Source organism: Shewanella hafniensis (assembly GCF_019655335.1).
In the GTDB taxonomy this organism is placed as follows: Bacteria; Pseudomonadota; Gammaproteobacteria; order Enterobacterales; family Shewanellaceae; genus Shewanella; species Shewanella hafniensis.
On the sequence record NZ_BPFD01000020.1, the window covers coordinates 1 to 12,549 of the forward strand.

Annotated in this window: 10 protein-coding genes; 2 read left to right on the forward strand and 8 right to left on the reverse strand. The window is 50.2% G+C overall.

Features of this window, described 5'->3' with window-relative positions; translation table 11 throughout:
* The coding region (locus K5Q99_RS08185; protein ID WP_220776568.1) for a hypothetical protein at positions 1–196 on the forward strand (196 nt) is incomplete at its 5' end.
* A gap of 1 nt (position 197) precedes the next feature.
* Here K5Q99_RS08185 and K5Q99_RS08190 read toward each other — a convergent pair.
* The 7 genes from K5Q99_RS08190 to ilvC all read right to left on the reverse strand — a co-directional run bounded on the left by K5Q99_RS08190 (position 198) and on the right by ilvC (position 9,546).
* Positions 198–458, reverse strand: a complete 261-nt coding sequence (locus tag K5Q99_RS08190; RefSeq protein ID WP_220776569.1) for a hypothetical protein — start codon at positions 456–458, stop codon at positions 198–200.
* 1 nt (position 459) lies between these two features.
* Positions 460–1,593, reverse strand: coding sequence for a pyridoxal-phosphate-dependent aminotransferase family protein (locus K5Q99_RS08195; protein ID WP_220776570.1), 1,134 nt, complete (start codon positions 1,591–1,593; stop codon positions 460–462).
* A gap of 261 nt (positions 1,594–1,854) precedes the next feature.
* A complete protein-coding gene (ilvA, locus tag K5Q99_RS08200; protein ID WP_220776601.1) occupies positions 1,855–3,450 on the reverse strand; it encodes a threonine ammonia-lyase, biosynthetic in 1,596 nt (531 codons plus the stop codon).
* Positions 3,451–3,467: 17 nt separating this feature from the next.
* The gene (ilvD, locus tag K5Q99_RS08205) at positions 3,468–5,327 is read right to left on the reverse strand and encodes a dihydroxy-acid dehydratase (protein WP_220776571.1); all 1,860 of its coding nucleotides are present in this window, start codon (positions 5,325–5,327) and stop codon (positions 3,468–3,470) included.
* Between the two features lie 57 nt (positions 5,328–5,384).
* A complete protein-coding gene (gene ilvM / locus K5Q99_RS08210; RefSeq protein WP_006083459.1) occupies positions 5,385–5,642 on the reverse strand; it encodes an acetolactate synthase 2 small subunit in 258 nt (85 codons plus the stop codon).
* Positions 5,639–7,312 carry an acetolactate synthase 2 catalytic subunit gene (gene ilvG, locus K5Q99_RS08215; RefSeq protein WP_220776572.1) on the reverse strand — a complete coding sequence of 558 codons (1,674 nt, stop codon included), beginning with the start codon at positions 7,310–7,312 and terminating at the stop codon, positions 5,639–5,641. The genes ilvM and ilvG overlap by 4 nt, the downstream gene beginning before the upstream one ends.
* Positions 7,313–8,067: 755 nt before the next feature.
* The gene (ilvC, locus tag K5Q99_RS08220) at positions 8,068–9,546 is read right to left on the reverse strand and encodes a ketol-acid reductoisomerase (RefSeq protein ID WP_220776573.1); all 1,479 of its coding nucleotides are present in this window, start codon (positions 9,544–9,546) and stop codon (positions 8,068–8,070) included.
* Between the two features lie 260 nt (positions 9,547–9,806).
* Here ilvC and ilvY point away from each other — a divergent pair, with 260 nt between their 5' ends.
* Complete coding sequence (gene ilvY / locus K5Q99_RS08225; protein ID WP_106649164.1) at positions 9,807–10,679, forward strand: HTH-type transcriptional activator IlvY; 873 nt, start codon at positions 9,807–9,809, stop codon at positions 10,677–10,679.
* On the opposite strand, the gene paeA is transcribed toward ilvY, so the two are convergent.
* Positions 10,676–11,992, reverse strand: coding sequence for a polyamine export protein PaeA (gene paeA, locus K5Q99_RS08230; protein ID WP_107946304.1), 1,317 nt, complete (start codon positions 11,990–11,992; stop codon positions 10,676–10,678). The genes ilvY and paeA overlap by 4 nt on opposite strands.
* Positions 11,993–12,549: the final 557 nt, after the last annotated feature.

The window sequence follows — 12,549 nt, forward strand, 5'->3', positions numbered from 1 at the left end:
AAATCTAGCCATATACAGCAGATACCGCCGTAGGGCCGATAGGGTCAACTTATTTTTTAAACTAAAGTCGGCGAGTCACTGGAATGACAGTGCTAAATCAATATTACCTGCTGCCAAAAGCGATTTTATTAACAAAATTAAAAAATCCCCGCATTGCGGGGATTTTCGTTTAATCAAAACCACTAAAACTAACTAAGTTACAAACACTTTCCATCCGCTGAATCATCGGAAGAAAGTGCTCGACTGATGCCGCCGAAGATGACATTCAAGAAGCCGATACCGACATCTTTTTGCCGCTCATCGGCACTGCCCGTATCGTGGCCGCTCGCCTCACGCATACTTTGATTATTGTTGGTTCCGCGCACAAAATCGCAGGACGCATTGCTGGTATTGTTCACCGAACAGGCACTGAGCAAAGCGATCATTAGGCCGCAAAGGGCAAGGCTTAATCTTGGCATATTAGTTCAACACTTCTTCTAATGCCTTGAGGCATAAGGCGACATTCTCGCGGCGGGCACCAAAGCCCATTAAGCCGATGCGCCATGCTTTACCCGCAAGGGCGCCAAGGCCGGCGCCGATTTCGAGGTTATAATCTTTAAGCAAACGAGTCCGCACAGCTGCATCATCAACGCCTTCGGGGATATAAACCGTATTCAGTTGCGGCAAGCGATAATCTTCAGCAACCACAAAATTTAGCCCTAACTTTTCCAGCCCAGCACGCAGCACTAAGTGCATTTCGTGATGGCGTTGCCATGCATTCTCTAAGCCTTCTTCGGCTAATAAACGCAGGGATTCGTGCAGAGCATAAAGCGCGTTTACTGGCGCTGTGTGATGGTAACTGCGCTTACCGCCAGCACTGGTCCAATAGGCCATCACTAGACTTTGATCGAGGAACCAACTTTGCACTGGGGTCTTGCGATTCTTGAGTTTTTCGACGGCAGCAGGCGAGAAAGACACAGGCGATAAACCCGGTACACAGGAGAGGCATTTCTGGCTGCCAGAATAAATGGCATCTATGCCCCATTCATCGACTCTTAACTCGACGCCGCCAAGGGAAGTCACCGCATCGACGATTGATAAACAGCCGTATTGTTTGGCTAATGCACACAAGGTTTTAGCATCGGACAAGGCGCCAGTTGAGGTTTCGGCGTGCACAAAGGCTAAAAATTTGGCATCGGGATTGGCTTTCAGCGCCGCTTCAACCGCAGCAGGGTCGACAGGCGTGCCCCACTCATTGTCCACCAGCACAGCAATCGCGCCCATACGCTCGACGTTTTGGCGCATACGCTCACCAAACACACCGTTACGACAGACAATCACCTTCTCACCCGGCTCGACTAAGTTTACGAAACAGGTTTCCATGCCCGCACTGCCCGGCGCAGATACTGCCATAGTCATTTCGTTTTTAGTTTGGAAGGCGTATTGGATCAGGCTCTTAAGCTCATCCATCATGCCGACAAACAGCGGATCTAAGTGGCCAACTGTAGGTCTAGACTGCGCCGCAAGCACTTCGGGATAAACATCCGACGGGCCTGGGCCCATTAAAATACGGCGAGGAGGATTAAAAGCGGTAAAACGCGGTGCTGGTAACATCATGTCTCCTTAATGCGTGCAGGTGTGGGTCGAGGTCTGGATATTAATTCGTTATTCATTAGCCGTGCTGTTTTCAGAAACTGCCCGTTAATCGTTAGCGGGTTAAGTCAGTAACTTAACAGTGACGTGTTAATCGGCGGCTAGAGTATTAAGTCTACAAAACTACCACAAAAAAGGGCGCATGTGCGCCCCTCCTTTAGCCTAACTTCGATCTAAGTTGAGCTTAAAATGCCATCGCGCCGATGTTCTTCATCACTAACGCTATAAGACTTTGTTGCCGTTTCCCGCATTTAAAAACAGCTGATAGGCAGGGCTTTGAGTTTCCTCTTGATAGACAAAACCCAACTCAGTTAAAAACTGTTGGAACGGCAAAGCATCACTCGCGGGCACTTCAAACCCCGCCAGCACTCGGCCAAAGGCCGCGCCGTGGTTGCGATAATGGAACAGACTAATGTTCCATTTGCTCTGCAAGGTGGTTAAAAACTTCAGCAGCGCACCGGGGTGCTCGGGGAATTCGAAGCTAAACAAACGCTCTTCTAAAGGCTCAGGTGGATGACCGCCAACCATGTAGCGCACATGCAATTTCGCGGTTTCATCGCCGGATAAATCCTGCACTTCAAAATCGTTAGCCTCTAAGGTAGCGATGATTTGTTCAAGTTCGCCTTGGCCTCGGCTTAAGCGAATACCAGCAAACACCACAGCCAGATCGCGACTACTAAAACGATAGTTGAACTCTGTCATCACCCGCTTATCGAGTAACTCACAGAATTTTAAGAAACTTCCCGGACGTTCAGGGACTTTCACTGCCAGTACTGCTTCTTTTTGCTCACCGAGTTCGCAGCGCTCCGACACATAACGCAGACTGTGGAAATTCACATTCGCGCCACTCAAAATCGCGGCGACTTTCTCGCCTTTACCGCTGTCGCCACTGGCATTGGCGCTGACATATTTTTTAAGCCCAGCCAAGGACAAGGCCCCAGCGGGTTCAGCAATCGCACGGGTGTCTTCGAAAATATCCTTCACCGCGGCGCAGATTTCATCCGAGGTCACAGTCACTACTTCATCGACATAAAGTTTCGCGACTCGAAACGGCTCAGTGCCGATACGTTTAACCGCCACGCCATCGGCAAATAAACCGACTTGCGCCAGCGTCACCGGCTCGCCCGCTTCCATCGCCGCCTTTAAACAAGCGGCATCTTCTGGCTCGACGCCGACAATTTTCACCTGCGGCATCACCGCCTTGTAATAGGCTGCGATACCCGCGATTAAACCGCCACCGCCCACGGGCACAAATACCACTTCAAGATCGCGCTGCTGCTGCAACATCTCTTGGGCGATAGTGCCTTGGCCTGCGATCACCGCTTCATCATCAAAGGGCGCGATATAGACTCGGCCCTCTTCTTTGGCCATCGCCATCGCAAAACCATTGGCTTGATCGAAGGCTTGGCCGTGCAATACCACATTGCCACCTAAACGGCGCACCGCATCGACTTTAATATCGGGCGTCGTCTCGGGCATCACAATCACAGCATCCACACCGCGACTCGCCGCCGACATCGCCACACCCTGAGCATGATTGCCTGCCGAAGCACATACCACGCCGCGCTGACATTCTTCTTTCGTCAGTTGGGCGATACGGTTATAGGCACCGCGTAACTTGAAGGAATGCACTGGCTGCATATCTTCGCGCTTCAAAAATACCTGACAACCTAAACGCGCCGATAACTTGTTCATGCTTGAAAGCGGCGTCACTTTCGCTATGTCATACACGGATGACAACAGGATCTTTTGCAGATAGCTTTGTGCCAACTGAAAATGGGCTAAATCCGCCTGAGTTTGCGATGAGAGTGGCAACATAGATGCAGTAAACATAATTAGTCCTCCAGTTTACTGCGATCGCGCACCGCGCCCTTGTCGGCACTGGTGGCGAGCATGGCGTAGGCCTTAAGCGCGAGTGACACATAACGCTCGCGACCTATGGGTTTCCACGCCATTGGGCCACGCGCTAACATGGTCTCACGGCGAGCATTGAGTTCAGCATCGCTTATCGCCAGCTTGATGCTGCGCTTGGGGATATCAATCTCGATGCGATCGCCATTTTCAATCAAGGCGATTGTGCCACCCGCCGCCGCTTCGGGTGAGACGTGGCCAATCGATAAACCTGAAGTACCACCGGAGAAACGGCCGTCGGTGATCAGCGCACAAGCCTTGCCTAGGCCGCGAGATTTTAAGTAACTGGTTGGGTACAACATTTCTTGCATACCCGGGCCACCTTTAGGGCCTTCGTAACGGATAACCACCACATCACCCGCTACGACTTCGCCGCCTAAAATGCCCGCCACAGCGTCATCTTGGCTTTCATAGACGCGCGCCGAGCCAACAAAGGTCAGATTCGATTCATCCACGCCAGCGGTTTTAACAATGCAGCCGTTTTCGGCCACGTTGCCCGACAATACGGCAAGCCCGCCCTCTTGGCTGAAGGCAAACTCGCGGCTACGGATACAACCTTCTTGTCTGTCGTTATCCAGTGATGGCCAGCGACAATCTTGGCTAAAGGCTTTAGTAGTCGGGATGCCCGCAGGCCCCGCCATAAAGAAGTGTTTTACTTTTTCATCTTGGGTCTGCATCACATCGTATTTCGCCAACACAGACTTTAAATTGCCACCTTCATCGGCCGCCACATGGAACACATCGGTATGCAGTAATCCGGCTCTGTCGAGTTCGCCTAAAATCCCCATCACGCCGCCCGCACGGTGCACGTCTTCCATATGATATTTAGGCGTCGATGGCGCAACCTTACAAAGGTGCGGCACTAGGCGCGACATACGGTCGATATCCGCCATGGTAAAATCGACATCGGCCTCCTGCGCGGCGGCCAATAAATGCAATACGGTGTTAGATGAACCGCCCATGGCGATATCTAAGGTCATGGCATTTTCGAAGGCTTTGAAGTTGGCGATATTACGTGGCAATGCCGATTCATCATCTTGATGATAATAACGTTTTGCCAACGCCATCACGCGGCGACCCGCTTCTAAAAACAGCTCGCGACGATCCGCGTGGGTTGCCAACATAGAGCCGTTACCCGGCAGCGATAATCCTAGGGCTTCGGTTAAACAGTTCATTGAGTTGGCGGTAAACATGCCAGAGCAAGAGCCGCAGGTTGGGCACGCGCTACGCTCGATTTTGGCACTGTCTTCATCGCTCACGTTCGAGTCGGCGCCCGCCACCATAGCATCGACTAAGTCGAGTTTGATGAGCTTATCCGACAGCTTAGTTTTACCCGCTTCCATCGGTCCGCCAGACACAAACACCACGGGAATATTGAGGCGCAGCGCCGCCATCAACATGCCGGGGGTGATCTTGTCGCAGTTGGAGATACAGACTAAGGCATCGGCGCAGTGGGCGTTAACCATGTATTCCACACTGTCGGCGATAAGCTCGCGCGATGGCAGACTGTACAGCATGCCGCCGTGGCCCATGGCGATACCGTCATCGACGGCGATGGTATTGAATTCTTTGGCGATACCGCCCGCTTCTTCAATGGCGCTCGCCACCAGTGAGCCCATGTCTTTTAAGTGCACGTGGCCCGGTACAAACTGAGTAAAGGAGTTAGCGATGGCGATAATTGGCTTACCAAAATCATTGTCTTTCACCCCTGTGGCGCGCCATAACGCACGGGCACCCGCCATATTGCGGCCTTCGGTACTGGTAGCTGATCGTAACTTTGGCATTGACTGTATCCTTTATCTCAAATCGAAAATCGTATTCTTAGTTCATATGGCTCAGGCTTAAGCATTCGCCGTTTGTTGCAAGCTCAGTGGTAACAATACCTTACATTGAGTCACATCAATCAGCTTATTCAGCTGATTACTTAGCAGCTCGATGGCACGCTCGCTATCGACCTCCATATCCAGCGACAGGCTCGCATCGTCGTTCATGCGCATCTGCATTTGGGTAATGGTAAAGCCGCGATGGCGAGTCACGCGCAGGACACGCTCAAGCACTTCGGGGCGTTGTTGAACCGTTAATTCCAGAGAGTGGATCATGTTTGTTTCTCCATTTCGTCCATCATATCGCTGTTTGATGCGCCGGGGGGCACCAGTGGCCAAACGTTAAAAGCATCGTCGATTGCAACGTGTAACAAATACGGCCCCTTAGCCGCTAACATTTCGGTTAAGGCTTCTTCCACTTCGTCGGAAGAAAAAATCGTGCGGCCGGGGATATCGAAGGCGGAGGCCAATTGCACAAAATCTGGGTTATCGGATAAATCCGTTTCACTGTAGCGCTCTTCAAAAAATAGCTGCTGCCACTGTTTCACCATGCCAAGCTTTTGATTGTCGATAAGCACTATCTTCACTGGCAGCTTGCGGCGTTTGATGGTGGTCAGTTCCTGCACATTCATCATAAAAGAACCATCGCCAGACACAGTCACCACAGTGGCATCGGGACGGGCCACTTGCGCACCAATGGCGGCGGGCAAACCAAAGCCCATAGTGCCTAAACCCGCGCTGGACAAATGATCTTCAGGGCGACGGAACCACATATGCTGGGCCACCCACATTTGGTGCTGGCCCACATCACAACAAACAACATTGTCTTCGGGTAATTTATTGGCTAAACGGCGCAGCAGTGCGGGGGCGTAGATCAAACTGCCGGGGTGTTGATAATCCCATTGATGCTTACGGGATAAATGCTCCACCTCGGCCTGCCAAGGCGTGATGTTCATCGACATGGCTAAGGCAGGTAAGATTTGGCGTAAGTCGCCGGCGATTGCCACCTCAGGCATACGTAACTTGCCCAGTTCGGCGGCGTCGATATCTAAATGGATCACTTTGGCCTTGTCGGCAAAGCTCGCTAAACGGCCGGTGACTCGGTCGTCGAAACGGGCGCCGACCACGATCAGCAAATCGCAATCCTGTACCGCTAAGTTAGCCGCCTTACCACCATGCATGCCTAACATGCCTAAGTAACCGGGCGTGCCGTGGGCGATACTGCCCAGCCCTTTCAAGGTCGCGACCGAAGGTATGCCCGTTACTTTGATAAACTCACGCAGTTGATCGACCGCGCCCGCCATGCCGACACCGCCGCCGACATACAACATAGGCTGTTTAGCCTCAGCCAACAGTGCACGGGCGGCGTCGATATCATTCATCTCGGCTTGGGGTTCGTTCATGACGGCCAGCAAAGGTGTGCGATATTCCAATTGGGCGATTTGGATATCCTTCGGGATATCGACCAGCACAGGGCCAGGGCGACCAGATGCGGCGATCTCAAAAGCTTGATACAAGGTTGGGATCAGGTCGTTGACGTCTGTCACCATAAAACTGTGCTTAGTGCAGCTCAGTGACATGCCCAGCACATCGATTTCTTGAAAAGCATCAGTGCCGATAACGGCGGTAGAGACTTGGCCTGTGATGGCCACCATAGGCACTGAATCTAACAGGGCATCGGCTAAGGAAGTGATCAGGTTAGTCGCGCCAGGGCCTGAGGTCGCAAAGCACACGCCAGTTTTACCGCTGGCTCTTGCGTATCCTACGGCGGCAAAGGCGGCGCCTTGTTCGTGACGGCTGAGCAGATGTTCGACAGGGCTGCCATAGAGGGCATCGTAGATTGGCATAATGGCACCACCTGGGTAACCAAACACTGTGGTGACTCCATGTGCTGCTAACACTTTAATTACCGCGTCTGCGCCTCTGATCATCTGCCCTGGTTCCATATTCTCTCTCGCTACGTTAGTCCTGAATTGCCGAAAATCGACGCTAATTTTTTACTCTTTCGAAGCTTGGACCTCGCTCTAGGCCCTGAAACGAAGAACCCCCCGTCCTTTCGGAGCGGGGGGTTCTTTCGAAACTTCTAACCTTTTAGGTCTATCAGTTTGCCATGCGCCGCCCCCGCTGTGATTTAATAATCACGACGGTAATAATCACGAGAATGAGCTTGGCAGCTTGGTTAAACATCAATATGGATTCCTAATCGGTGTTTCTAAAATTGGGGTATTGCATGAAAGTTAGTTTCGCTTTGGACTTTGCCCTACCGCGAGCTATTAGCTTTACCATAAAGCGACAGCCAAACACAATAAAAAATATCTTTTGTCAAAAAAAATTCAGCTTCCCTGCCGAGACAATGCAAAACAACAAAGTAAAACGTTAACTGTTGAGCCTCAGTCGGCGCGATGCGCCTACCGCTGGATTCATTCACTGAACGCCCATTTACCATCGAACGCTCACCGAAGATTCACTCACTGACTATTCACTCACTAACAATGTCGTTTTTGCCCGCTCGACAACCCACTGAACAGGAAAAAATTTGGTTTCCACTAAACTGATTTATCACTAAGCAAGCTCAAGATGCGCGTTTCACTATCTTGAGCTTGCTTGGGAACTGAGCTGAGACCTAAGTCCTTTAAGTCTCAACCCTCTCTCCCAATGCTGGGTTTAATTTAAGCTCAACTTAATCTCAGCTAAAACTCAATTAGGCCTCAACAATGCTCTTCATATCTGTCATGTAACCGCGAAGCTCAGCACCAACATATTCCACTGCCGTTTCACGAATCGCTTCGTTAACAGCGATGAGCGTTAGGTTGTCGACACCGGTTGCGCTGTCTTTCAGGCCAGCACCTAAATACTCAGGTGACATGGCATTAACGTAATCGCGCAGCATAGGCACGGCGGCGTGATTGAACAGGTAGCAACCGTATTCGGCGGTATCTGAAATCACTACGTTCATTTCGTACAAACGCTTACGGGCAATCGTGTTGGCGATGAGTGGAGTTTCATGCAGTGACTCGTAATAAGCCGACTCTTCCACGATACCCGCAGACACCATGGTATCGAACGCCAGTTCCACACCCGCTTTGATCATAGCGACAAGGAAAATACCTTTGTCGAAATAGGTTTGTTCGTCGATATGCTCGCTCGATACGGGGGCATTTTCGAAACCTGTTTCGCCAGTTTCCGCTCTCCAACGCAGCAAGTTCACATCATCGTTCGCCCAGTCTTGCATCATAGTGCGGGAGAATTCGCCGCTGATGATGTCATCCATGTGCTTTTCAAATAATGGCTGAAGGATTTCTTTTAAATCTTCTGCAATTTCAAATGCTTTAATCTTGGCGGGGTTAGACAAACGGTCCATCATGTTAGTGATGCCGCCGTGTTTCAGCGCTTCGGTGACCGTTTCCCAACCTTGCTGGATAAGCTTGGCCGCGTAGCCTGGCTCAACGCCATCGGCGATCATTTTATCAAAGCCTAAGATGGCGCCCGTCTGCAACATACCGCACAGAATGGTCTGCTCGCCCATCAGATCCGACTTCACTTCTGCGATGAAAGACGACAGTAACACACCGGCTCTGTCGCCACCCGTTGCGCTGGCGTAGGCTTTAGCAATCTCTAAGCCGTCACCGTTTGGATCGTTTTCTGGGTGAACTGCGATAAGGGTAGGCACACCAAAACCACGTTTGTATTCTTCACGCACTTCAGTGCCTGGACACTTAGGCGCAACCATCACTACCGTGATATCGGGACGAACTTGCATGCCCTCTTCGACGATGTTGAAGCCATGTGAGTAAGACAAGGTAGAGCCTTGCTTCATCAGTGGCATAACAGCGTTAACCACGTTGGAATGCTGTTTGTCCGGCGTCAGGTTAAGGACCAGATCCGCAGCAGGGATTAATTCTTCAAAGGTACCGACACAAAAACCGTTATCGGTTGCTTTTTGCCATGAGGCACGTTTCTGTTCAATCGCTTCAGGACGTAGGGCAAAAGAGATATTCAGACCCGAATCACGCATGTTCAAGCCTTGGTTAAGACCTTGAGCACCACAACCTAAAATAACAATATTCCAATCTTTTATGTAGTTACAGCCGTCGCTAAACTCAGAACGATCCATAAAACGACATTGGCCAAGCTGTGCTAATTGTTGACGTAAATTCAGAGAGTTAAAATAGTTAGCCATCTGATATACCACCTATAAGTCAGAAATTTTGGACGCAACCAAACTAACATAATGTTACGGCTTGGTTGTGATTGAAATCACTATAACCCATGCTTATCATTGCTTAAAATGATATATTCGAAACTTCATATTGCATTATGCGCAACGTCAACGGCAATCATGGATCAGGAACACTGACAGTAATATCGGCGCCAATATGCAGCACCGAATCACGCCGTCACTCAAGCTAGGCTTAAGTTCAAACTAAACAGGATAAGCTCATGGATATTCGTACCCTCAAATTGTACCTGCACTTATGTGACAGTTTGCACTTCGCCAAGACCGCGGAGCAGATGCATGTGAGCCCATCGACCTTAAGCCGAGCCCTGCAAAGATTAGAAGAGGAAGTGAACGCTAAGCTGTTAGAGCGGGATAATCGCAGTGTGACCTTAACCCACGCGGGACGCGAGTTTAAGCTGTTTGCCGAGCAAACTTTGAACCATTGGAGCACGCTCAAGCACAGTATCGATCTCAAGCAGGACGTACTGCGCGGTCGGTTAAATCTGTATTGCTCGGTCACTGCTGCCTACAGTCATTTACCGGGTTTATTGGATTTATTCCGCCAAGAACATCCCTTCGTCGAGATAGCCTTAACCACGGGAGATGCGGCGAACGCACTGGCCGAAGTACAACAGAATCGCGCCGATATCGCCATCGCCGCCCTGCCCGATCCGTTTCCGAGCAGCTTACACTTTGCCAAAATCGACGATGTGCCGCTGTCGATCATCGCCCCAACTATCCGCTGCGCGGTGCAGCAGCAAATTAGCCAAACGCCTATTGATTGGTCGAGTGTGCCCTTTATCATTCCCGACCACGGGCCCGGACGTCGCCGCGCCGATAACTGGTTCAAACAAATGGGCATCAGCCCTAATATTTACGCCCAAGTCTCGGGCCAAGAAGCGATCGCCTCAATGGTGGCGTTGGGCTGCGGCGTGAGCATGAGCCCAGAAGTGGTGATCAATAACAGCCCAGTGCGGGATCGTATCCAGTTACTCGCTTCTCCCGTTGCAATACCGCCCTTCGAGTTAGGTTGCTGCTGCAAAGTAAAGCGGCTCGACGATCCCATAGTCAATGCGTTTTTGGATGTGATTTAAACATCCGGCGAGTTGAGCTTATCGATAGGATCGATACGGGTCACCAATAGCTGATCGACCTTGTAAGAATCGATATCGACCACCTCAAATTTATAGCCCGCATAGTTGACGAAATCGGTACGCTTAGGGATTTTACGCAGCATATACATCATAAAACCGGCAATGGTTTCGTAGTTTTGATTATGCGGGAATTCTTCGATGCCGAAGGCGCGCATCACGTCGGTAATCGGTGTTACCCCATCGACTAACCAAGAGTTACCATCGCGGGCGATGATCTGCTCTTCGCTCTCGTGCAATGACCAAGCCCCCATCACGGCGCGTTGTAAATCGTTGGTCGTGACAATACCCACCACTAAGGCATATTCGTTCATTACCACGGCAAAATCGGCGCGGCTATTCTTAAAATATTCCATCGCCTCTGACAGGCTCAAAGTATCGGGAATAATCAGCGAAGTGTGGACTAAGTTACTGCCTTTTAAGGTGATATTCTCACCGTTGATCACACGGATCAGCAATTCTTTTGCATCCACAAAGCCTTTGATCATATCTAACTGACCATCGCAGACGAGGAACTTAGTATGGGGATCTTCAGAAATCTTACGCTTGATATCTTCTTCGCTGTCTTGCAGTAAAAAGTACACTAAGCTTTCACGGGCAGTCATGGCAGAGGTTACAGAAACGGTTTGCATTTCAAACACATTTTCCATCATCTGTTGTTCACCGCGATCTAAAACTCCAGCTTCGGCGCCTGCATTCATCACAGCATAAATGTCATCGGAGGTGATGGCATCGTTACGCACGGTTGGGATTTGCAGCAGTTTAAAGATGCCGCTCGCCATGCCATTGAAAAACCATACTAATGGACGCAATAGCACAATACAGAAAGACATAGGCCCAACAACGGCTAATGCGACTGGCTCAGGCATCGCCATCGCAATGCGTTTTGGCATCAAATCCGCCACCAGAATAAAGGCACTGGTGACGACAACAAAGGATAAAATAAAGCTCAGTTGGCTCAACCAAGGATCGGTCAGCAAAGGCGATAGTAATTCATAGAAATAAGGTCGAAATGCCGACTCACCGACGATACCGCCCATGATGGCAACGGCATTAAGCCCGATTTGTACCACAGTAAAAAAGCTGCCGGGAACGGCTTGTAACTGCAACACTTTTTCTGCGCGGGCATCGCCCTCATCGGCCAATTGACGTAAACGGATTTTACGTGAAGCAGCAAGTGCAATTTCTGACATAGAGAAGAAACAACTCGCGCCGATTAGGCACAATATAATCATCACGTTATCAAAGAGACTCATGTAACACCTTTCATTTAACACTGGACTAACTAGGACCAACCCGCGCTTTATGGCTCACGAGTCAGCTGAATTCATTTAATTGGGGCACAGTTTGCTAGGGGTTATCCAGCCTACAAACCGTTCAAACGGCTGTGCCAGCTCCTTGCTACCCTAAGATAAAAAGCACTTACATTGCCGTTTTAGGCTGCTCTGAGTATATCTGCAAATTCACGGCTTAGGCGCGACTCGACATCATTAAGACATCTCAGTGCGGTGGCTTTGATATTGAGCTGCTAGAACGTACATTTAAGCCAATGGAATTGACTAGGCAGTCGTGGCTTTCGCTTAGTTGCGTTACGAGAAATACGTCCAGAATGGCAGCATGGATGTCACTCAGAGTGCATCGCTAAATCGACTATGGGCGACAGATTATATCTCATTTGCCGCCTAATATTACCTCACCTTGAGTAATTTTTATCTTAACGATGGATCTACAGCACAGTTTCATGCAAATGTTATCAATTAGTTAGCATGATTGAGTGCGGTCTGTGACATAAAGAGGCTCAGCTGATTTAGCC

Coding starts and splice junctions, on each gene's coding strand:
- K5Q99_RS08190 (WP_220776569.1), bottom strand. CDS start 458: ATGCCAAGATTAAGCCTTGCCCTTTGCGGCCTAATGATCGCTTTGCTC.
- K5Q99_RS08195 (WP_220776570.1), bottom strand. CDS start 1,593: ATGTTACCAGCACCGCGTTTTACCGCTTTTAATCCTCCTCGCCGTATT.
- ilvA (WP_220776601.1), bottom strand. CDS start 3,450: ATGTTGCCACTCTCATCGCAAACTCAGGCGGATTTAGCCCATTTTCAG.
- ilvD (WP_220776571.1), bottom strand. CDS start 5,327: ATGCCAAAGTTACGATCAGCTACCAGTACCGAAGGCCGCAATATGGCG.
- ilvM (WP_006083459.1), bottom strand. CDS start 5,642: ATGATCCACTCTCTGGAATTAACGGTTCAACAACGCCCCGAAGTGCTT.
- ilvG (WP_220776572.1), bottom strand. CDS start 7,312: ATGGAACCAGGGCAGATGATCAGAGGCGCAGACGCGGTAATTAAAGTG.
- ilvC (WP_220776573.1), bottom strand. CDS start 9,546: ATGGCTAACTATTTTAACTCTCTGAATTTACGTCAACAATTAGCACAG.
- ilvY (WP_106649164.1), top strand. CDS start 9,807: ATGGATATTCGTACCCTCAAATTGTACCTGCACTTATGTGACAGTTTG.
- paeA (WP_107946304.1), bottom strand. CDS start 11,992: ATGAGTCTCTTTGATAACGTGATGATTATATTGTGCCTAATCGGCGCG.